The sequence below is a fragment of the Sphingomonas sp. GM_Shp_2 genome (genome assembly GCF_026540875.1).
In the GTDB taxonomy this organism is placed as follows: Bacteria; Pseudomonadota; Alphaproteobacteria; order Sphingomonadales; family Sphingomonadaceae; genus Sphingomonas; species Sphingomonas carotinifaciens.
The window spans coordinates 1-20849 of sequence record NZ_JALNUQ010000065.1 but is presented as its reverse complement, the minus strand read 5'-3'; the positions used below and the strand labels follow the sequence as shown (position 1 = coordinate 20849).

At 66.1% G+C, this 20849-nt stretch carries 16 protein-coding genes and 2 tRNA genes; 14 read left to right on the top strand and 4 right to left on the bottom strand.

Annotated elements, in window-relative coordinates; all coding sequences use genetic code 11:
* Nucleotides 1-76 precede the first annotated feature (76 nt).
* Nucleotides 77-166, bottom strand: a tRNA-Ser gene (locus tag OXR08_RS17145).
* A gap of 112 nt (nt 167-278) precedes the next feature.
* Between OXR08_RS17145 and OXR08_RS17140 the strand changes: the two genes are divergently transcribed.
* The 3 genes from OXR08_RS17140 to OXR08_RS17130 all read left to right on the top strand — a co-directional run bounded on the left by OXR08_RS17140 (nt 279) and on the right by OXR08_RS17130 (nt 3566).
* Nucleotides 279-1313: a lytic murein transglycosylase gene (locus OXR08_RS17140; RefSeq protein WP_267351715.1), complete on the top strand. Its 1035-nt coding sequence runs from the start codon at nt 279-281 to the stop codon at nt 1311-1313.
* A gap of 103 nt (nt 1314-1416) precedes the next feature.
* On the top strand, nt 1417-2592 hold the full coding sequence (locus tag OXR08_RS17135; RefSeq protein WP_112383627.1) for a D-alanyl-D-alanine carboxypeptidase family protein: 1176 nt from the start codon (nt 1417-1419) through the stop codon (nt 2590-2592).
* A complete protein-coding gene (locus OXR08_RS17130) occupies nt 2592-3566 on the top strand; it encodes an AAA family ATPase (RefSeq protein WP_267351711.1) in 975 nt (324 codons plus the stop codon). The genes OXR08_RS17135 and OXR08_RS17130 overlap by 1 nt, the downstream gene beginning before the upstream one ends.
* A gap of 30 nt (nt 3567-3596) precedes the next feature.
* Here the strand turns inward: OXR08_RS17130 and OXR08_RS17125 are convergent, their stop codons facing one another.
* On the bottom strand, nt 3597-4970 hold the full coding sequence (locus tag OXR08_RS17125) for a sensor histidine kinase (RefSeq protein WP_267351709.1): 1374 nt from the start codon (nt 4968-4970) through the stop codon (nt 3597-3599).
* The gene (locus OXR08_RS17120; RefSeq protein ID WP_267351707.1) at nt 4960-5625 is read right to left on the bottom strand and encodes a response regulator; all 666 of its coding nucleotides are present in this window, start codon (nt 5623-5625) and stop codon (nt 4960-4962) included. Before OXR08_RS17120 ends, OXR08_RS17125 begins: the two co-directional genes overlap by 11 nt.
* Nucleotides 5626-5725: 100 nt before the next feature.
* Between OXR08_RS17120 and OXR08_RS17115 the strand changes: the two genes are divergently transcribed.
* The 7 genes from OXR08_RS17115 to OXR08_RS17085 all read left to right on the top strand — a co-directional run bounded on the left by OXR08_RS17115 (nt 5726) and on the right by OXR08_RS17085 (nt 14272).
* On the top strand, nt 5726-6802 hold the full coding sequence (locus OXR08_RS17115) for an ABC transporter substrate-binding protein (protein WP_267351705.1): 1077 nt from the start codon (nt 5726-5728) through the stop codon (nt 6800-6802).
* Complete coding sequence (locus OXR08_RS17110) at nt 6799-8316, top strand: porin (protein ID WP_267351703.1); 1518 nt, start codon at nt 6799-6801, stop codon at nt 8314-8316. The genes OXR08_RS17115 and OXR08_RS17110 overlap by 4 nt, the downstream gene beginning before the upstream one ends.
* A 25-nt stretch (nt 8317-8341) precedes the next feature.
* Entirely contained in the window at nt 8342-9643 is a 1302-nt protein-coding gene (locus OXR08_RS17105; protein ID WP_267351701.1) for a CitMHS family transporter, read from the top strand.
* Between the two features lie 5 nt (nt 9644-9648).
* Nucleotides 9649-10719 carry an AbrB family transcriptional regulator gene (locus tag OXR08_RS17100; protein WP_267351699.1) on the top strand — a complete coding sequence of 357 codons (1071 nt, stop codon included), beginning with the start codon at nt 9649-9651 and terminating at the stop codon, nt 10717-10719.
* Nucleotides 10716-11411, top strand: coding sequence for an alpha/beta hydrolase (locus tag OXR08_RS17095; RefSeq protein ID WP_149683404.1), 696 nt, complete (start codon nt 10716-10718; stop codon nt 11409-11411). The genes OXR08_RS17100 and OXR08_RS17095 overlap by 4 nt, the downstream gene beginning before the upstream one ends.
* Nucleotides 11408-12499, top strand: coding sequence for a biotin carboxylase (locus OXR08_RS17090; protein ID WP_267351696.1), 1092 nt, complete (start codon nt 11408-11410; stop codon nt 12497-12499). Before OXR08_RS17095 ends, OXR08_RS17090 begins: the two co-directional genes overlap by 4 nt.
* Before the next feature lie 282 nt (nt 12500-12781).
* On the top strand, nt 12782-14272 hold the full coding sequence (locus OXR08_RS17085) for a hypothetical protein (protein WP_267351694.1): 1491 nt from the start codon (nt 12782-12784) through the stop codon (nt 14270-14272).
* 28 nt (nt 14273-14300) lie between these two features.
* Here OXR08_RS17085 and OXR08_RS17080 read toward each other — a convergent pair whose 3' ends face one another.
* Nucleotides 14301-15197: an AraC family transcriptional regulator gene (locus OXR08_RS17080; protein ID WP_267351692.1), complete on the bottom strand. Its 897-nt coding sequence runs from the start codon at nt 15195-15197 to the stop codon at nt 14301-14303.
* 145 nt (nt 15198-15342) lie between these two features.
* Here OXR08_RS17080 and OXR08_RS17075 point away from each other — a divergent pair, with 145 nt between their 5' ends.
* The 4 genes from OXR08_RS17075 (at nt 15343) to OXR08_RS17060 (ending at nt 20741) form a co-directional block, all read left to right on the top strand.
* Nucleotides 15343-16068 carry an SDR family oxidoreductase gene (locus OXR08_RS17075; RefSeq protein ID WP_267351690.1) on the top strand — a complete coding sequence of 242 codons (726 nt, stop codon included), beginning with the start codon at nt 15343-15345 and terminating at the stop codon, nt 16066-16068.
* Between the two features lie 149 nt (nt 16069-16217).
* A tRNA-Gly gene (locus OXR08_RS17070) sits at nt 16218-16291 on the top strand.
* 124 nt (nt 16292-16415) lie between these two features.
* A complete protein-coding gene (locus OXR08_RS17065; protein ID WP_112383655.1) occupies nt 16416-16955 on the top strand; it encodes a ferritin-like domain-containing protein in 540 nt (179 codons plus the stop codon).
* A gap of 831 nt (nt 16956-17786) precedes the next feature.
* Nucleotides 17787-20741 (top strand): TonB-dependent receptor, encoded by a 2955-nt coding sequence (locus OXR08_RS17060; protein ID WP_267351687.1) that lies wholly within the window; start codon nt 17787-17789, stop codon nt 20739-20741.
* Nucleotides 20742-20849: the final 108 nt, after the last annotated feature.

Sequence of the window (20849 nt, the reverse complement as noted above, 5' to 3'; positions counted from 1 at the left end):
CACTTCCAACTGGGAACTAGCCGGTATGTGTATGACAGGTGGGGACTACGGAATGCGAATTGAGGCATCGCCGGTGTGGCGGAGAGGGTGGGATTCGAACCCACGGTGGGCGTGAACCCACGGCGGTTTTCAAGACCGCTGCCTTAAACCACTCGGCCACCTCTCCGCGGGGCGTGGTGGTGGCCCGATAGGCCTTGTACGGCCGATTGTGCAAGGCCCAGGACGACAAGAGGTTTCAGCCAGGCGATCATTGTGGCAGTTGGGCGGGCATGTGGGGGATGGCTCGTGTGCGCCAGTGGCGCCAATTCGCTGTATCGTTCGTGGCGTTGTTCGCGGGAGCGGCGCCGGCATGGGCGCAGGATGAGGCCGGGTTTCAGGCTTATCTAGGGGAGGTGCGAGGGGTCGCGGCGGCGCAGGGCGTAAGCGCGCGCACGCTGGATGCGGTGCTGCCCACGCTGACGCTGAACACGCGGGTGATCGAGCTGGACCGCCAGCAGCCGGGAAGCAGCACGAGCACGTCCTTCTCGCCCTTCGCACCGTACAAGGCGGCGCATGTCGATGCCGCGCGGATCAGCCGGGGCCGGAGCAAGTATCTGGCCCAGCGCCCTCGTTTGTCGCGGATCGAGCGCGAAACCGGCGTGCCGGAATCGATCATGGTCGCGATCTGGGGGCATGAAACCAATTACGGTTCCTACACCGGCAATTTCGACCTGCTGCGCTCGCTTGCCAGCCTTGCCTATGAGGGGCGGCGGCGGCCGCTGTTCCAGGGAGAATTCATCGCCGCGCTCAAGATGATGGATCGCGGCGTATCGCGCGAACAGTTGAAGGGCAGCTGGGCGGGCGCCACCGGCAATCCGCAGTTCCTGCCCTCCATCTATCTGCGCCTGGCGCGTGACGGCGACGGGGACGGCCGCGCCGATATCTGGAACAGCGAAGCGGACACGCTGGCGTCGATCGGCAACTATTTCACCAATGCCGGCTGGCGCCCCGGACAGCCCTGGGGCTTTGCAGTAAGCGTGCCCGGCAGCTTCAACCGGTCGGAGGTCCGCAACACGCTGGTCAGCCCGCGCTGCCCGCGCGTGTTCCAGCGGCACAGCGGTTGGCGGACGATGGCGGAATGGCGTGCGCTCGGCATCGTGCCGCAGGGGCGCGCCTGGCCCGCAGGCGACGTGCTGGCGACGCTGATGGAGCCGGATGGCGAGGGGGCGACCGCCTATCTGTTGACCGGCAACTACCGCGTCATCCTCGACTATAACTGCTCGAACTTCTACGCATTGTCGGTCGGGTTGCTGGCCGACGCGATCGAGGGCTGAGACGACGCAACGGGCAGGTGACGGAACCACCTTGCCCGGCTATGCAGGCGATCGGCCCTGCCCGGGGATCACTGCCAACCTTTCGCGAATTGACGGATAATCCATGAAGAAGCTGATCGTCGCTCCCCTGATCGCCCCCATCATGGCGGTTGCGCTCGCCTATCCCTCGATCGCCGCGGCACCGCAGTTCCAGACGGAGGCGCCGGTCGCCTTCCTGAAGGACCTGTCGTCGGACGCCATCCTGTTCGAGCGTGATGCCGACCGGCGGATGCCGCCCGCGTCGATGGCCAAGATGATGACCGTCTATGTGGCATTCGACCTGATCAAGCGCGGCGAGATGAAGTTGACCGACATGGTCACCGTCCGCCCCGAAACTTGGGCGAAGTGGCACGGGCCGCAGGCGGGATCGACGATGTTCCTGTCCGCGGGCGAGCAGGTGAGCGTCGCCAACCTGTTGTACGGTATCGTGACGCTGTCGGGCAACGATGCGTGCGTGGTGCTGGCCGAGCATATCTCGGGCGACGAGCCGTCGTTCACCGAGCGGATGAATCGCACGGCCAAGAAGATCGGCCTGAACAACAGCCATTTCGGCACGTCGAACGGCTGGCCCGACGGCGGCGTCACCTATGTCACCGCGCGCGATCTGGCCGACCTGGCCCAGCACACGATCGAGGACCACCCCAAGCTCTACAAGCAATTCTACTCGCGGCGTGATTTCACCTGGGGCAAGACGATGGGCGGCAACGCCATCACCCAGGCCAATCGCGATCCGCTGCTGGGGCGTGTCGCCGGTGCCGACGGCCTGAAGACCGGGCACACCGAGGAAGCGGGCTATGGCTTCACCGGATCGGCCGAGCAGAATGGCCGCCGGCTGGTGATGGTGATGGCGGGCCTGCCGACCTTTACCGGCCGCGCCAACGAGTCCGTGCGGTTCATGGAATGGGGCTTCCGCGCGTGGCAGTCCAAGCCCGTCGTCGCCAAGGGGCGCAAGGTGTCCGAGGCGGACGTGCAGCTCGGCTCATCGTCGAGCGTGGGCCTGATCGCGCCGCGCGCGCTGACGGTAACGCTGCCTGCCGGTCTGGCGCCCGAACTGGGCGCAAAGGTCGTCTATCAGGGGCCCGTCAAGGCGCCGATCAAGGCGGGCCAGCATATTGCCGATCTGGTCATTACCGCCCCTGACATGCCCGCGCAGCGCCTGCCGCTGGTTGCGGAGAAGGATGTGGACGAAGCGGGATTCTTCGGCCGTGCCTGGTCCGGGCTGACCTCGCTCTTCGGCTGATGAACGCGGTGATCGGCCACGCCGCGGCGCAGGACGCGTTCGCCGCGGCGCTGGCCGGGTCGAAGCTGCATCACGCCTGGCTGCTGACCGGTCCGGAAGGGGTCGGCAAGGCGCATTTCGCGCGGGTGGCGGCTTTGCGCCTGCTGGCGGGGGCGAGCGGGCGGGGTACGCTGGCGCCGGGACTGTCTGTGCCGGCGGGCCACCCCAGCCGCAGCCTGTTCGAAGCAGGATCGCATCCCGATTTTCGTGTTCTCCAGCGTCTGCCCAAGGATGCGGACAAGCCGGACCAGGATCTGGCCCGGTCGATCACCATCGCACAGGTGCGCACGTTGCAGCCGATGTTCGCCACGGCACCGGCGATGGGGCCAGCGCGCGTCGTGTTGATCGATGCGATCGACGATCTGGAGCGCGGCGGGGCCAATGCGCTGTTGAAGAACCTGGAGGAGCCGCCCGCGGGTACGGTGTTCCTGCTGGTCAGCCATGCGCCCGGGCGCCTGTTGCCGACGATTCGGTCGCGGTGTCGGGTGCTGCGGCTGGAGCGGCTGGAGGATGAGGCGGTGGGGCAGGTGCTGCGCGAGCAGCTGCCCGAGGCGGATGAGGAGGAGATCGCGACGCTGGTGCGTGCGGCGGACGGGGCGCCGGGGCAGGCGCTGCGCTTTGCGGGGCTGGACCTGCCGGGGCTAGATGCCGCGATCGCGGCGATCGCGACAACGGGCGACCCGAGCAACGCGATGCGCGCGAAGCTGGCGAAGGCGCTGGCGCCCAAGGCGGCGCAGCGGCGGTACGAGGCATTCCTGGAGCGGGTGCCGGCCTTCATCGCGGGGGAGGCGCGTCGGCGCGAGGGAATGGCGCTGAGGGTAGCGCTGGACGGGTATGCGGCGGCGCGCGATCTGGGGGGCGCGGCGCGGGGCCTGTCGCTGGATGCGCAGGCGACGGTGTTCGAGATGGCGGGGATCGTTGCGACGCTCCGGTGACGCGGGCCGGTGACGCGGGCAGGTGACGCCTTAGGGCGCGAAGTGCAGGGTGCAGCGCAGGCCCGGGTGGGTGTTGATGATGGTGACGGTCGCGCCCAGCCGCTGCGCCGCGGACCGGACGATGGCGAGGCCGAGGCCACTGCCATCCGGCCCTGCGCTGGCGGCCAGACGGACGAAGCGATCGCCCAGCCGATCGAGGTCGGCGTCTGGCACGCCCGGACCGTCGTCGGCGACGATGACGTTCGGGCCCTGCGGGTCGGTCGTCACCGCGATCGTCACCATGCCACCGGCGTGGTTGTAGCGGATGGCATTGTCCACGAGGTTGGAGATCATCTCGAACAAGAGCGTGCGATAACCCGCAATCTCGACATCCTGCGTTGCATCGAGATGGATCTCGACGCCCGCCGCAATGGCCTGGCCGATCCGCCGGTTGATGACGGCCACCGCCACTTCGCGCAGGCTGACCGGTTCGAGGGGTGGTGCGGAGCCCCCCTCGTCGGCACGCGCCAGCGCCAGCAACTGCGTGACGAGACGCTCCAGCCGATCGGCGGTGTCGGCGATCTCCTTCAGCGCGTTCGGATCACCACGGCGGGCCAGAGCCACCTGCACCTTCAGCGCGGCCAGCGGCGTGCGCATCTGGTGCGAGGCATCCGAGGTGAAACGCCGAACCCCGGTCGTGGCAGTGTCCAATCGGGCGAGAAGATTGCTGAACGCGTCCGCCAGCGGCCGTAATTCGGTCGGCAAGGGGCCCGCCTCGATGGCGGAAAGGTCCGGCGTCGCGCGCGTATCGCGGGCGGCGACCGCGCCGCGCAGCCGGGCAAGCGGCCGCAGACTCCAGGCGAGGGCGGGGCGGATCAGCAGCATCGCCATGCCCACCAACGCGACCTCGCCCAGCACGAGCGCGACCAGCAGGCGGTTCCGCAGCGCCACGCGGTTGCCCAGCGTTTCCGCCACCTGGACGATCACCGGCACGTCGATGCGCGGCAATGCGCGCCGCACCTCGGCGATGCGGATGTCCTGATCGCGGTACCGGGCGAAACGGAAACGCGGCACGTCGATCGCCAGGTCGCTGGCCCGCGGCGGCGGCAGGTCGGCATAGCCGGTGAGCAGCCGCGGCCCCACGCTCACCCGGTAATAGACATTATCGCGCTCGGCGTTTTCGAGCATGCCGAAGGCGGCCGCCGGCAGGTCGAGCGTGACCTCGCCCCGTTCGACCTGCACGGTTTCCGCAATCGCACCGAGCGCACCACCCAGCACGCGGTCGTTGGTGCGGCGGACGACATCGGCGATCAGCGTCGCCCCGGCAAGACCGAGGGCCACCGCGATGCCCAGCAGCGGTGCGATGATCGCCGCCAGCAACCGGGTGCGCAGCGCCAGCGCATGGGTCGCGCCGTCAGCCGGCATCGAGCATATAGCCGACACCCCGGATCGTGCGCACCGTCGGCCCATCGGGAGACAGCTTGCTGCGCAGCCGGGCGACATTCACCTCGATCGCATTGGGGCCGACCGGTTCATCGAAGCCGAACACCTCCGACTGCAGCACATCCCGAAGGACGATCTGGCCGGCGCGTGTCGCCAGCGCGTCGAGCACCGCCCATTCGCGTCGCCGGAGGTCCAGCACGCGCTCCCCGATGCGGGCCTCGCCGGTCGAGCGATTGAGCGCAAGCGTGCCGATGCGGAGTTCCGGCGTCGGGTCGCCGCCCCGCCGGCGGCCGAGCGCGCGGATGCGGGCCTCCAGTTCCTCCGGCGCGAAGGGTTTGCGCAGATAATCGTCCGCGCCGAGGTCCAGCCCGCGTACCCGGTCGTCGAGCCCGTCGCGCGCGGTCAGCATCAGCACGGGCACGCGCTCCCCGCGTCGGCGCAGGGCGGCCAGCACCTCGAACCCGTCGACGCCCGGCAGGCCGACATCGAGGATCACCAGAGCATAGGGTTCGTCCGCGATCACCGCCAATGCATCCGCGCCATTGGCGACGTGATCGACCGCATGCCCGGAACCGCGGAGCAGTGCGACGATGCCGCGGGCCAGCGGCGCGTCGTCCTCGACGATCAGGATGCGCAACGCTCGGCTCCGGCGTGAAAGGTGAATGACAGGTTGGCCCTATAGCGCATGGCGATCAGCTTACCCGAACAAAGAGGCGGGGAGCGAGAGGAGCCGGAAGATGCGTTACGGATTTTCATTGCTGCTGCTGGGGCCGGTGCTGGCGTCGGCCGCGTCGGCGGAGCGCCCGGCGGGCTATCCGCGATCCTATGACACGCTGGTGGCGGCGGCGCGTGCCGAGCGTGGCGCGCGCGTGTACGGCAATGCCGATGCCGCGGCGATGGCGCCGGTGATCGCCGCCTTTCGCCGCGTCTATCCCGGTATCGCCATCCAGTATCAGGATCTGGAGTCGCGCGAAATCTACCGCCGTTTCCTGACCGAGACACGCGCCGGGCGCCCCACCGCCGACCTGGTCTGGTCGTCCGCGATGGATCTTCAGGCCAAGCTGATCAACGACGGCTATGCCCAGGCCTATCAAAGCCCGGAAAAGCCCGCGCTGCCGTCCGCGGCGGTGTGGAAGAACATGGGCTACGGGGTGACCGCCGAGCCCGTCGGCTTCGTCTACAACAGGCGCCTGATCCCGGGCGCGCAGGTGCCCCGGACGCATGAGGCGTTCGAGCGTCTGTTGCGCACGCGGCGAACCGCGCTTGCCGGCCGCGTCGCCACCTATGATCCCGCCCGATCGAACGTCGGCTATCTTTACCTGACCGAAGACCTGTCGATCACGCGCGATACACGCTCGCTGCTTCAGGCCATTGCGGCCACCCGGCCACTGCTGGCCCGGACGACCGGGCCGATGCTGGATGCGGTGGCCGCCGGTCGCGCCGCTATCGCCTATAATGTGGTCGGCCCCTATGCGTTGACGCGGGCCCGGCGCGATCCCCGGATCGGCGTCGTCTTTCCGCGCGACTATACCATCGTCGCGTCGCGCATCGCCTTTGTCACGCGCGATGCGCGCAGGCCGGCGTCGGCCAAGCTGTTCCTCGACTTCCTGCTGTCGCGTCCCGGCCAGCGATTGCTGGGGCAGCAATGGCTGCTGCCGGTGCGTGCCGATGTGCCGGCGCCGCGGCTGGGGCCGGAGCGCGCCCGGCCGATCCGGGTCGGCCCACAGCTTCTCGTCAACCTCGATACGATCAAGCGCCGCCGGTTCCTCAGCCAGTGGCAGGCGATCCTCGCCGAAGGGGCAAAAGTGAAATGAAGGTGATATCCGCCGGCTGCGCGCTGATCGCGCTGGTCGCTGCAACCCCGTCGCTCGCGCAGGCGCCGACGCAGAATGATCTGGCGACGCTGGTCCGGGAACAGGCCGCGGAAATCGCGGCGCTGCGCGCGCGGATCGAGCGGTTGGAGGGGGCAGGGACGCCTGTCGCCGCGGCACAGACCGGGCAGGCCGGTGCCGCCCGGCCTACGGCCGCCGCGCCGCCGGTCGCGGTCGCGCAACAGCAGCCGGTTCAGCCGCCGGCAATCGTCACCCGGCCCTTCGCGCCGCAGCTCGTGCCGCCTGGCCCCGCCGAGCGCGACGTGGCGCGGGCGCGGGCGGCGGCGGACAATGTGGCGGGCGTCACCACCGAATGGGGGGCGGGCCTGCCCGTCTTTCACTCGGCAGACGGGGTGTTCACCTTCAAGCCGCGGGGGCGCATCCTGACCGATGTCAGCACGACCTTCGGCTCGCGCTATGCCGACCGCAACCTGACCACCACCGGTATGCGCGCCCTGCGCCTGGGGCTGGAAGGCGGGGTTGGGCCGCACTTCTTCTACCAGTTCGAAAGCGATTTTTCGGAGAACGAGGTCGATATCGTCACCGCCTTTGTCGGCTGGCGCAACCAGATCAGGCCCGGCCTGGACTATGACGTGCGCGCCGGGCACCTGTTCAACGATCGCGGCTTCGAGGGTTCGACGGGTTCGGACTCGACGCCGTTCCTGGAACGCACCGTGGTCGCCACCGCGATCATTCCGCAGCGTGCCTTTTACGGCCTGGGCATCATGCCCCGCCTGTTCTGGAAAACCGGCCATGCTTCCCTGACCGTGACCGGCGACCGGATCGATGGCGACCAGACGCGCAGCGACAATCGCACCGTGCTGGGGCGCGCGCACTGGAACCCGGTCAAGACCGACCGTAACGTGCTTCACCTCGGGCTCTGGGGCTTTGACGAGGCGTTGCGGCCCGGCACCGGCACCGGCACGCTGACACGCAACACCGTGATCGGCGGTCGTTTCAACGGCAACCTGCGGCTGTCCACCGGCCCCGTGACGGGCGGCACCGGCACCACCGGTTACGGTGCGGAACTGGGCGGCTATGTCGGCCCGACCTGGCTGATGGTGGAAGCGGGGCAGCGACACGCCCGGCTGGACGGCGGGCGCGAGGATTTCGAGACGCGCGCCTGGAGCGTATCGGGTGGCTGGTTCATCACCGGCGACCTGCCGCCGTACAATCCGCGCCTCGGCAGCTTTGGCCAGCCGCGCGTCCTGCGCCCCATCTTCGACGGCGGGCCCGGCGCGATCGAGTTGACCGCGCGGTACGAGAACCTGTCGTTCCGCGACATCGCGACCGGCGGCAACGGCTGGGCCGCGACGATCGGCGCCAACTGGTATCTGAACAGCTTCACCCGCTTCCAGGTGAACGCGATCCACTGGCACACCGACAATCTGTCGGGCCGCTTCATCGGTCCCGATGACGGCCAGACGCTCAGCGGCCGCATCGCCGTCACCTTCTGATCCCCCCATCACGGATACCCATGCGATGAACCTCGCCCTGCTCGGCTTCCTGATGGTGGCCACCTTCATGACGCTGATCATGACCAAGCGGATGACCCCGCTGGTCGCATTGATCGTCGTGCCCACCGCATTCGCCCTGATCGCCGGTTTTGCCGGCGGCGTCGGCGACATGATGATCGACGGCATCAAGAACCTGGCGCCGACCGGGGTCATGCTGCTCTTCGCGATCCTGTTCTTCTCGACCATGACCGACACCGGGTTGTTCGATCCGCTGGTCAACCGCCTGCTGCGGGTGGTGCACGGCGACCCGCTGAAGATCCTGATCGGCACTGTCGTGCTGTGTGCGCTGGTCAGCCTGGATGGCGATGGATCGACGACCTACATCATCACCATCGCCGCGCTGCTGCCGCTCTACAAGCGGTACGAGATGAACCGGCTGTATCTGTGCTGCCTGTTGATGAGCACCAGCGGCATCATGAACCTGACGCCGTGGGGCGGGCCGACCGCGCGCGCCGCCAGTGCGCTGAAGCTCGATCCCGCCACCCTGTTCCTGCCGCTGATCCCGGGGATGATCGCGGGCCTCGCCTTCCTGATCGCGCTGGCGGTGTATTTCGGCCGGCGGGAGCGGGCACGCATGGGCCATGTCCGCGCCAACGAGCCGACCAGCTTCACCGGCATGGCCGTGTCGCAGTTTCCGGAGGCGCGGCGGCCGCAGCTGCGCTGGTTCAACGCCGCGCTGACCATAGCGCTGCTCGCCGGGCTGGTGCTGGGCATCCTGCCGCTGTCGGTGCTGATGATGCTCGCCTTTGCCGTCGCGATGATCGTCAACTATCCGCAGGTCGCCGAGCAGAAGGAGCGGATCGCGGCCCATGCCGGCAACGTCCTGTCGGTCGTGTCGCTGATCTTCGCGGCGGGCATCTTCACCGGCATCCTGTCGGGCACCGGCATGGTGGAGGCGATGAGCAAGGAGGTGGTCGGGCTGATCCCGCCCGTACTCGGCCCCTATTTGGCGCCGATCACCGCAGCGCTCAGCCTGCCCTTCACCTTCTTCATCTCCAACGACGCCTTCTATTTCGGGATGCTGCCGATCCTGGCCGAAGCGGGCGCCCATTACGGGGTGGAGCCGATGGCGATCGCCCGCGCCTCGCTGATGGGTCAGCCTGTCCACCTGCTGAGCCCGCTCGTTCCCTCCACCTATCTGCTGGTCAGCCTGGCCGGTATCGACCTTGCCGATCACCAGCGCTTCACGCTGGTCCCGGCTACGCTGGTATGTGCGGTGATGACGGTGATCGGCATGGTCGCGCTGGCCTTTCCCTTCGTCAGTTGAGCAGGATGATGCCGGAACGCGCGCAAAGGGCCGATGTCGCCGCGGTGACGCTGCGCTTCCTTGCGGCGGTGGCGGTGGGTGCGGCGGGCGGCGGAGTGTTCGCGGCGATCGGCGCGCCGCTGCCCTGGGTGCTGGGATCGATGGCGGCCTGTGCGGTGGCGAGCATCGCCCGGCTGCCGGTCGCCGCCGGTAGCGCGACGCGGCGACCGATGGCGGCGGTGATCGGCGTGGTGCTGGGCAGTTCCTTTCATCCCGGCCTGCTGGCGCTGGCCCGCGCATGGTGGTTGCCGCTGTTGCTGCTCCCCGTGTTCCTGGCGGTCGCCGGCCTGCTGTGCGTGATATGGTTCCGGCGGATCGCGGGCTTCGATCCCGCGACGGCCTATTTCGCGGGCATGCCCGGGGGGATCGCCGAAATGGTGGTGATGGGTGCCGAGCGGGGCGCCGACGAACGCACCATCGGCCTGATCCACGGCGCGCGCATCTTCCTGGTCGTGTTCATCCTGCCGTTCGTCATCCGTCATTTCCATGCCCCGGCTAGCGTTGTCGCTGCCCCCTCCGTCACCGCAGCATCGCCCTGGCCGGAGCCGTCGCTGTTCCTGTGGGGCGGGGTCAGCCTTGCGCTGGGGTTGGTGCTGGGCCGGTTGTTACGTCTGCCCGCCTGGCACCTGATGGGGCCATTGGCGGTCAGCGCCGTCCTGCACGCGACGGGGATGACCGACTTTCGGGTGCCCGTCTGGCTGCTCGCCGCAGCCCAGGTCGGGCTGGGGGCGACGATCGGTTGCCGGTTCGCCGGGCTGAAGCTGCGCGCCTTTCTGCGCATCCTGGCGCTCGCCGCGGGATCGACGCTGATCCTTCTCGCCCTGACCTTCGCCTGTGCGGCCGCGATCGGGCGCGCGACGGGGCTGGACGTGGCGCTGCTCGCGCTTGCCTATTCGCCCGGCGGATTGGCGGAGATGAGCATGGTGGCGCTCAGCCTTGCGCTGGAGCCCGGCGTCGTTGTCGTCACCCATCTGGCGCGCGTCGCCCTTGTTCTCGTTGCCGCACCACTTGCCTACCGTCCGGAGACCCCGTCATGATCCGAAAGCCGATGCCTCTGGTCCTGCTTCCCGCCATGGGGTGCGATGGGCAGCTCTGGGCCAGGCAGGTCGTCGACCTGGGCGACGTCGCGCATCCCGAGCTCGGTGATCTGACCGTCGACGACACGCTGGCCGGCATGGCCGCACGCGTGCTGGCGCATGCGCCGCCCCGCATGGCGGTCGCCGGGGTCAGCCTGGGCGGTTATGTGGCGCTGGAGATGATCCGTCAGGCGCCCGATCGGATCGAACGCGTCGCCTTGTTCGGCACGCGCGCGAGCATGGAGATGCGCGTGCGAACGGTAGGAGAGCAGGGACTGCTCGCCACCGCACCCCATGCCGATCCGATGCTGACGCCGATCGTCAGCGGTCCCGTCCAGGCCATGGCGGAACGCGTCGGGGCGGATGTGTTCGAGCGCCAGCAACGCGCCCTGCTGGCGCGTCCCGATCTCGACCCGGCGATCGCGGCGGTGCGCGTACCCGCCCTGGTGGCCGTGGGCGACCGCGACCGCATCTGCCTGCCGGAGGATGCGGCGGCCCTTGCCCAGCGCATCGCGGGGGCAGATTTCCACATCCTTCGGCATTGCGGCCACCTTGCGCCGATCGAACGCCCCGGCGAGGTCACCATGTTGTTGCGCGCCTGGCTTCAGGGCGCCACGGAGCAGCCAAGACGAGTAACGAGGAAGGCAACATGATCAATCGTCCCGCACAGGCCGCCAGCGTGGCGATCCTCTACCAGGCGTTGCCGCCGCCCGTTATCGGCGGCCTGCGCAAGGATGCCAAGCCGGGCGGCTATTCGGACGGCGGGGCCGATATCGCCTTTGCACTCATGGGGGCAGGGCAGCGGGTGATCGTGCCACAGGGATCGCCTGATCCGGCCACCGCACTGGACTGGGTCTTTCCCGATACGCCGGAGGGCATCGCGGCTGCTATCGACGCGGGGGCGGACACGTTGTGGGCCAACACGGTCCTGTTCGAAGGCCATCCGCTGGAACACGCGCTGGGGCGCGTCGCGATCGTCGGTCAGCTTCCGGCCGCGATGCAGGCCTATGACGACAAGTTCGACACCAATCGGATGCTGGCCGCCGACGGATTGCCGGTCGCCCGGTCCTTTCTCTTGTCCCGCACCGCGCGCGACGGCGTCCACGCGCTGGCGGATGTCGATGCGGTCATTGCACAAAAGGGGCTCGACTTTCCCCTGATCGTCAAACCGGTACGCGGGCGCGGCAGCCAGGGTGTGACCCGCGTGGCCGACCTTGCCGCGCTGCGGGTGGCAGCGACCGCGCTGATCGACAAGGCGACCTTTGGCGATCTCCTGATGGTTGAAGAATATCTGGCCGGCGAGGAGGTGACCGTCACCGTCATGCCGCCTTCATCGCCGGCACCGGACGGCACGCACCGCGACCGGCACTGGGCGTTGCGCCCCGTTTGCCGGTTCGACCAGCGGGGCGGTGTTGCCCCGTATAATGGCGACGTGCCGGTGGCCGCGAATAGCGTGGCGATGGCCGTCGGCCGGCTGGGGGATCGGGACGTCGTGGCGATGATCGACGCATGCGTCGCGGCAGCGGAGCGGGTAGACGCTCGCGCGGCGATCCGGATCGATTGTCGCGCGGGCCCCGCCGGAGGGTTCAGGCTGTTCGATCTGAACATGAAGCCGAACATGACCGGGCCGGGCAGACCGGGGCGCGACGATCAGGACTGTTTGTCTGCAATCGCGGCACGCGCGGATGGATGGAGCTATCCGCAACTGCTGCTGTCCATGCTTGAGGGCAGGTGGCGTTAGTCGGTTCAAGCATCGCGGAACGGACCTACCTAGTCGCAGTGAACTTTCGTGTAATACTCCGATGGAGGCATCATGTAGAAAAGTGGTGATCAGGCGCGTAGATCGATAGGGATAACCGCCGGGTCAATAATTGAGTATTCTACCGGGCAGGGTTACAAAACATTTCCGAGCTTTGCTTCAAGGTTGCTTGATCGGTGAAGCGGTGCAACAGGATCGGGTATTGTGCTTCTGTGTCCGGACTGAAGTGGCCGGATTTCCTTCGCGCTTCAAAGAGAGTCGATCATGGCAAAGCCGGCTATCGTACCCGATTGGACGGACGAGTCCGATCTTGCGCAACGCCTTCAGGAGGTCGATTTCCAGCCGACCTTTGCGGTCCTCGATTTCGACGAGACATTGTGGCTGAGGAATTCCACCGAAGAGTTCATCCGCTTCGCCCGCCCTTCGGTCATTGTTGCCATCGTCATGCAGATCCTGGGGATGTTGAAGCCGTGGCGGCTCATCTCGCGCGATAATCCCGATTATTATCGGGACTGGATCCGCATCTGGGCGGTGGTACTCGTCTCGCCATGGAGCATCCTGGCATGGCGTAAACATGCTGCGCGGATCGGGCCCGCCTACCTCAACGCAAGCCTGTCGCGCGACATCGCCGCCATTTGCCCGGACCGCATCATCGTCGCCACTTACGGCTTCGATTTCATCGTGAAGCCTTTGGCGGCGGCCATCGACCCCGATATGGAGGTCGTCGTCGCCTCGTCCCTGCGGGATGCGCCGCGCCTGCGCGCGATCGGCAAGGGCTGTGCCCTGCAACGCGCAATCGGTACCGACGCCCTGACGCAGAGCATCGTCGTCACCGACAATTTCGTCGATCAGGATTTGTGCAACGCCTGCGCGCATGGCTTCTACGTCCGCTGGCCCGAGGCCGTGTACGAACAGGCCGGACTGACCCCGATGATCCCGCTCGCCTACACCTCCAAGGTGAAGCGCCCGAAGGAGAATTACCTGCTGAACGGCCTGCTCGGCTATGACTATGCCGTGTTGTGGCTGGCCTTTGCGCTGTTCAGCCCGGCGATCCTGCCATTCTCGGTGGCGCTGGGCTTCTATCTGCTGGCGTTCTTCGCAGTCTATGAGATCGGCTATTTCGACAATGATCGCGTCGGCCTGGCGAAAGAGGCAAAGCCGGTCGTCAGCCCGGAATTTGCCCGGTACAGCAAGAACTTCCGGCCGGGATGGGCATGGACGTTCGGACTGGTGCTGGCCGGGCTTGGCGCCGGGGTGGAAACTTTGGGCCAGATCGGCGTCGACGGCAGCGGCGGCATGATCGCCGACCTGCGGATGTTCGCGCGGAACTGGCTGTTCGCCATGCTGCTGATCGGGGTCACGCGCGCTACCTTCGTGTGGTTCAACGCCTTGCAACCGAGCATGCGCTTCGTGCCGATGCTGGTGCTCCAGGTCGAGCGGACGTTGGGCTATGCGCTGCTGCTGCCCACCGGGCCCGTCGGTGCGCTGCTGTGCATCAGCCACGCCATCGGTCGCTGGATGCCCTATGTCATCTATCGCTTTGGCGGTGACCGGCGGGAATTTCCGGCCCATGTCGCGGCCCTGGTCGTCTTCCTGATGTGCTTCCCTTTGCTGGTCATCAGCGATCGGCGTCCGTTTACCGAGATGCTGACACCGGAACTGGGCGTGGTCCTGCTCTATCTCGGCCTGCGCGCCGCCAAAGACATGGCACGGCAGCGTTCCAGCGGCTTATCCCTGCGCGCAAAGCTGTCCTGACCGTGGGGGGCGTGCTGCCGTCCCCTGCCTAAAGCGCCATACCGGTGGCGGGCGCGGATTGAAGGCGTGCAACGTCCTGGCGCGGCGGGGCGCCGAACAGGCGGCGATATTCACGGCTGAACTGCGATGGACTTTCGTAACCGACGGCGTAGCCCGCGGTGCCGGCGGTCGCACCGTCGGTGAGCATCAGGCGACGTGCCTCCTGTAACCGCAGTTGTTTTTGAAATTCGAGCGGCGTCATGCGCGTGATCGCCTTGAAATGGGCATAGAGCGAGGATGGGCTCATGCCTGCTTCTGCGGCCACGTCCTCGATGCGAAGTTGATCATCGAAGCGGCGGCGGATCGCGGCGATCGCGCGGCTTACCTGATTGAGATGACTGCCCGCGGTCGCGACGCGGCGGAGCATCGACCCATGCGGGCCGATCAGCAGGCGGTACAGGATTTCGCGCTCGATCAGTGGCGCAAGCGCGTGGATCGTGTCCGGCCGGTCGAGCAGCCGGACGAGCCGGCAGGCGGCGTCGATCAGGTCGGGGTCGTTTGGATATACACCGAGCACCGGGAGATCGGCATCGGCGGTCCTGCCACCCTCCGCCACCATCAGGTCGGCGAGGATCGCGGTGTCGAAATCGATCTTGCAGCAAAGATAGGGCGCGTCGGGGCTGGCATCGATGACATGGCCGACCAGCGGCAGATCGACCGAGACGAGCAGATAATGGGCGGCATCATAGACGACGCTGTGTTCGCCGATCGACACGCGCTTCGACCCTTGTGCAATCAGGCAAAGCGAAGCCTCGTACACCGCGGGGGTCGGCATGCTAGGCTGATCGGCACGTATCAGCGAGACATGCGGCATGATCGTGGTGCAAATACCTGATCCAACGACATGACGGTCGATGATCCGGGCAAGTTCGACGACGTTATCCATCACCCTGTGATCGCCGAGGTCCGCCGCGCCTGCAAGCGGCTTTGCACCGGTTCTGGAGGATCGGGCAATCAGTCTGGACGATCGCTCTACCGCTTCTCGCGGCCACCGCACCATGTGCAGCGTCACCTTTATGGAAGGAAGCATCATGACGCGGAACATGGACAAGGTCGTGCTGATCACCGGCGCATCGAGCGGTATCGGCGAGGCGACGGTGCGCGAACTCGCCTCCACGGGCGCCAGGCTCTTCATCGGTGCACGCCGTGGCGACCGGCTGAAGGCACTGGCGGAGGAACTCGGCGAGACGGTCGCGTGGCGGGAACTGGATGTGACCGACGGCGCCGATTTCGACGCCTTCGTCATGGCGGCGGAGGCGCGTTTCGGGCGGATTGACGTGCTGGTGAATAACGCGGGCGTCATGCCGCTGTCGCCGCTCGCGGCACTGAAGCGCGATGAGTGGAAGCGGATGATCGACGTCAACATCCACGGGGTACTTAACGGAATCGCGGCGGTATTGCCCCGCTTCGTCGCGCAGCAATCCGGGCATGTCGTCAACGTCGCATCGGTGGCGGCGCATGTCGTGCTACCGACCGCAGCCGTGTATTGCGGCACCAAGCACGCGGTGCGCGCGATTACCGAGGGGTTGCGGCAGGAGCATGACGAAGTCCGCTCCACCCTGATCTCGCCGGGTGTCGTGGCGACCGAACTCGGGCACGACATCACCGATCCCGGTGTCGCCAAGGCCTTGCAGGGGTGGCGGCAAAAGGCCTTGACCCCGGACGCGATCGCACGCGCCGTCCGCTACGCCCTGGAACAACCCGACGGCGTCGACATCAATGAGGTGATCGTGCGGCCGACGGCGGCGGACATGTAAGCCCGGCACATGCGCCAGCCGTTTTCCGGCTGGCGCCTGCTTGCATCGCATTCGGTGTTATCCATGTTGACGATGCCGCCCGAAACGTGGCACGGAGCCGGCAGGCCGGAATTGCGCAAGCGTTCCGATCAGCGATCTTCCGCTGATCCGCGGGTGTAGCTCAATGGTAGAGCAGAAGCTTCCCAAGCTTACGACGAGGGTTCGATTCCCTTCACCCGCTCCAGCCTTCGCGGCAAACCCCGGGAGCGTTCCCGTGCCGGTGATCCAAACATGGATCAGCTAGTTTTTTCGAAACTCTGTTGAACTCTCATAGGTTTATCGCCGGTCAAATTAGGAGACCGGTGATCATGGCGAGCACTTTCGACAGTCGAACGGGCGACGGCCTGCGCGCAATTTTCGTGACTGGATTGCGCAATGCGCATGCCGTCGAGAAGCAGGCACTATCGATCATGACGCCGCAGGTCGAGCGGATCGAGAATTACCCCGAGGTCGCCGACCGTCTGCGTGCGCATATCGACGAGACGCATGGACAGATCAGCCGCCTGGAGGAGATTCTGGCGTCACTGGAAGAGAGTCATTCCGCGCTGAAGGATACGGCGCTGAGCCTGAGCGGCAGCATGGCGGCAATCACGCACAGTGTGGCGGGTGACGAGATACTGAAGAACAGCTTTGCCAATTATGCTTTCGAGCATTTCGAGATCGCCAGTTACAAATCCCTGCTGACGCTGGCCGATGATGGCGGCTTTGGCGGGACGCACACGGCGCTAAAGCAGTCGCTGGGTGAAGAGGAGCGGATGGCGCAGTGGATCGACGAGCATCTGCCGGTGATCACGCGCCGCTACGTGCAGATCTATTCGGAGGAGGGATCGTTTCAGGCCAAGGTGTGATCCTTTCCTGACCGCGCATGGGGCGGCATGGTCGTGAAGGTCGTGCCTGCCCTGCGTCGGTTATCGCGATCCCGCCGCCATGAGCCTTCAATGGCGAACTGGCGGTACGGCCGCGCCCATTCGCGTCGCGCCCTAACGCGGATCGCGACGACGGGCCGGCATCCCAACCGGTCGGTTCACGCTGACCAGCGCCTGCTCCTCGATGTGATCATCCCGCCGGCGGCATGCGGCGCAATGACCTGTGCTCCAGAATAGCGATCGGCCAAGCGCCTCAGAAGCTAGGCGACATGACGGCAAGCGCTCCGCTGAGCTGACCGCGGCGCATCGTAGTATCGCGGCGGCCAGGAACAGGCATGAAGCGAACGCGAAGCTACCCAGCCGCTATCTCGGTCCTGTCCAAAAGCCAGTTATGCGCCTCGATGATGGGACGGGAGCGCCAGCAGTTTGCGGCAACGGTGCGGCGGCCAACGGAAGTGGCTGGCGAAGTTAAAGGCATCAGCGAGGATCAGACGGGGGTACGTCGTGCCGCCTCGGATCGACGCGGCCGGTGATGTGCTCAGCGCGCAGCCATGGCGCCGATCTCTTACCGATGGATACTAGTCTGACTTATTCCTGATTTGTGATCACCGCCTTCCCATTTGCAGGCATTGATGGTCACTCCGTCGTCCATGAGCGCTGAACCGAAGAACCCAGAAATAAGCAGTTACGCGGCATTTTAGAGTTTGCCTATTCAAGACTAGTCATAATCTCTCTTGCACCCCCGCGCGCGACGCCATATCGGATGTCAGAGTAATACCGGGATCACAAGCCGGGGTAGGAGGGGTTATGTCCATGGCGATCAAGCCATTTGTTCTCGGTTCCGCGTCGCTGGTGTCGCTGGTGATCGCCCAACCGGTCTGGGCGCAGGCCGCCCCCAATAGCGGCGGCATCCCGCAGGATCTGCCCGAACAGCCATCCGATGGCACGGTGGCACGCCAGGAGGGCGATGCGGTCACCGCGGATCAGGCCGCAGCGCCCGCATCCGGTGCCGTTGGGGAAGAAGAGATCGTCGTTACCGGGGTGCGTGGCAGCATCATCGGTGCGATCAACGTGAAGCGTGACGCGACGCAGATCGTCGATTCGATCGTCGCGGAAGATGTCGGCAAGCTGCCCGACAACAACGTGATCGAAGCCTTGCAGCGTGTAACCGGCGTGCAGGTGACGAACCGGACGGGCGGCGAGGCGGCGGGCTTCTCGATCCGCGGCCTGCCCGACGCTTTGACCACGATGAACGGGCGCAACATCTTCACCGCGTCGGGCCGATCCTTCTCGCTGCAGGATATTCCGGCGAACTTGGTCAAGCGGATCGACGTATACAAGACGCGTGCCGCAGAGCAGATCGAAACGGGTCTGGCGGGTCAGGTCGACGTCTTCACGCGGCGCCCGTTCGATTTCGACGGCTTCGCGATCTCCGCCGTGGCGCGCGGCATCTACAATGAGCAGGCGGACACCTTCAATCCGAACATCTCCGCGCTGGTCAGCGATCGCTGGGAGACGGGGATCGGCGATATCGGCGTGCTGGTGAACGGCAGCTATGCCCGCACCAAATATCGCGACATGACGGTGACGGCGGGTGCGCTGGTGCCGTTCGCGGCGACCACCATTCCGGGCAACGCGGCGAACACCTGTAGTCCGAGCAATCCCAATGGCTGGGTAGTGCTGGAGCGGCTTCAGCCGAGCGATTGTCGTGCGCCCGGGCAAGCATTGTGGCAGCCGGGCACCGACCGGGGCCTTGCCACCGCGCCGGGCTCGACTTTGCTCGTGAACGGGCAGCAGACGCCCTATTATCTGTCTCGCGACGCGGTGTTCAGCTCGGACCTGACCGGTCAGCGTGAGCGGCCGGCCGTGAACGCGGCGATCCAGTGGGCGCCGAACTCCAGTTCCGAATACACGTTCGAGTTCTTCTGGAACCAGTTCAAGGCGGACACCTATAACAGCCTGATGTTCTCCTTTGTCGACTGGTGGGGTAATCTTGGCCCCAATCCGTTGTCGACCGTCGGCCTGTATGACGGCAGCAACCTGGTGAAGACGCGGGCAGTCGGCAACGTTTTTGGGTTTAACTCTGGTGATTATACCCGCAGCAAGACCGACAGCTTCGTCTATGCGCTGAATGGCAAGTGGGACGTGGGCGAGCGCGGCAAGATCGTCGCCGACTTGTCCTACCAGACCAGCCGGTTCGACACGCAGTTCCTGGCGATGCGGCTGAACCGCACCGCGTCGCGGATCGACGTGGATTTCAACGCCGGCGGCGGCATCCCGTCCTACAACTTCAACGATAATGCGCTGCTGCTCGATCCGGCGCAGTGGAATGTGGCGGAATTCTACGACAACGCCAATCGTTCCAAGGGCTCGGCGCTCACCTTCCAGGTCGATGCCGATTATAGCTGGGACGAGGGCTTCATCCGCAAGGTGAAGGCCGGCCTGCGCTATGACGACCGCAAGGCGGCGGACTCGGTGCGCACGCAGGATGCCGGCGTGCTGGGGGTGAATTTCGCCACGCTCGATCGCGGGTTGCAGACCAGCAACAGCGGCTTCTTCGATGGGCGTGCCGATGTGCCGACAAGCTGGCTGAACGTGAACGGCAGCTATCTGTACGACAATGCCGACGCGATCCGCTCCCTGTATCGCGCCCGCAACGTCGGCAACTTGCGGCTGTCCGATCAACTGGCATTGACCCAGGTTTTCGACATCAACGAGATCACCATGGCGGCCTATGCGCAGGCGGATGCGGAGGTCTCGATCTTCGGGCGGCCGCTCGCCATCCAGGCGGGTCTTCGCTATATCGATGTCGACACCGACTTTACCTTCACCGACCGCTATGCGGTGCCGGTGCTGACCACCGGGGGGTCGCAGGCAACGAACCGGTTCCTGCCGGCGGTGACCCTGCGCTATGACATCACCAGCAACTTCCGCGCGCGGTTCAACTATGGCCAGACATTGCGCCGGCCGGGTTTTGCGGACCTGAACCCCAACTTCCAGTTGACCGGCGACCTGACCAATGTCGGCTATGGCACGGGTGCGGGAGGCAATGTGAACCTGCGCTCGACCGTGTCGAAGAATTACGACGCCGCGCTCGAATGGTATTTCGAACGCAACAGCCTGATCTACGGCACGCTGTTCCGGCGTGAGATCGATGGGCTGGTCGTGCCGATCACCTCGCTGGTGAACGTCGAGAACACCGGGCTGAACACCAACCGCTTCTTGGTGACCCGACCGGAAAACGCCTCGAACGGCGTGTTGAAGGGGGCCGAGCTGGGCCTGACCTATTTCCCGACCTACCTGCCCGGCGTGTTGAAGGGACTGGGTTTCGTCGGCAGTCTGACCGTGCTCGACTCCCGGCAGAACATTCCGCAGGTCGACCTGAACGGCAACGTCACCGGGCAGGACCAATCATCCTTCTTCGGGGTGTCGGACTTCTCGTATAATGTGACGGCGGCCTATGATCGTGGGCCGATCGGTGCGCGGCTGTCCTATGTGTGGCGCAAGGCGTTTCTGGCCAACAACGAGGCGCGACTGTTTGCCGGCCCGATAGGCGTATGGCGGCGCCCGGAGTCGAGCCTGGACTTCCAGCTGACCGCAAGCATCACCCCGCGTCTCGGGCTGACCTTCGATGCAGTGAACCTGACCAATTCCAAGCAGCAGACCTATTACAAGTTCGAGGACGCGGGGAACCAGGACCAGTTCAACCTGGCGACGACGCTGCTCAGCCGGACCTTCGCGGTCGGTCTGCGCTACAGTTTCGACTGAGCGATCGCTGCTGCCGGATCGAGGGAAGGGGCTCCGCCACCGCGGGGCCTCTTTTTTTGCCCGAGCGGGAACTTATCCACAGGAACGCGCGGGTGCCGCCATTTTTGT

Coding starts and splice junctions, on each gene's coding strand:
- OXR08_RS17100 (WP_267351699.1), top strand. CDS start 9,649: ATGATGCCGGAACGCGCGCAAAGGGCCGATGTCGCCGCGGTGACGCTG.
- OXR08_RS17130 (WP_267351711.1), top strand. CDS start 2,592: ATGAACGCGGTGATCGGCCACGCCGCGGCGCAGGACGCGTTCGCCGCG.
- OXR08_RS17095 (WP_149683404.1), top strand. CDS start 10,716: ATGATCCGAAAGCCGATGCCTCTGGTCCTGCTTCCCGCCATGGGGTGC.
- OXR08_RS17075 (WP_267351690.1), top strand. CDS start 15,343: ATGACGCGGAACATGGACAAGGTCGTGCTGATCACCGGCGCATCGAGC.
- OXR08_RS17135 (WP_112383627.1), top strand. CDS start 1,417: ATGAAGAAGCTGATCGTCGCTCCCCTGATCGCCCCCATCATGGCGGTT.
- OXR08_RS17065 (WP_112383655.1), top strand. CDS start 16,416: ATGGCGAGCACTTTCGACAGTCGAACGGGCGACGGCCTGCGCGCAATT.
- OXR08_RS17110 (WP_267351703.1), top strand. CDS start 6,799: ATGAAGGTGATATCCGCCGGCTGCGCGCTGATCGCGCTGGTCGCTGCA.
- OXR08_RS17105 (WP_267351701.1), top strand. CDS start 8,342: ATGAACCTCGCCCTGCTCGGCTTCCTGATGGTGGCCACCTTCATGACG.
- OXR08_RS17085 (WP_267351694.1), top strand. CDS start 12,782: ATGGCAAAGCCGGCTATCGTACCCGATTGGACGGACGAGTCCGATCTT.
- OXR08_RS17090 (WP_267351696.1), top strand. CDS start 11,408: ATGATCAATCGTCCCGCACAGGCCGCCAGCGTGGCGATCCTCTACCAG.
- OXR08_RS17060 (WP_267351687.1), top strand. CDS start 17,787: ATGGCGATCAAGCCATTTGTTCTCGGTTCCGCGTCGCTGGTGTCGCTG.
- OXR08_RS17080 (WP_267351692.1), bottom strand. CDS start 15,197: ATGGATAACGTCGTCGAACTTGCCCGGATCATCGACCGTCATGTCGTT.
- OXR08_RS17125 (WP_267351709.1), bottom strand. CDS start 4,970: ATGCCGGCTGACGGCGCGACCCATGCGCTGGCGCTGCGCACCCGGTTG.
- OXR08_RS17140 (WP_267351715.1), top strand. CDS start 279: ATGGCTCGTGTGCGCCAGTGGCGCCAATTCGCTGTATCGTTCGTGGCG.
- OXR08_RS17115 (WP_267351705.1), top strand. CDS start 5,726: ATGCGTTACGGATTTTCATTGCTGCTGCTGGGGCCGGTGCTGGCGTCG.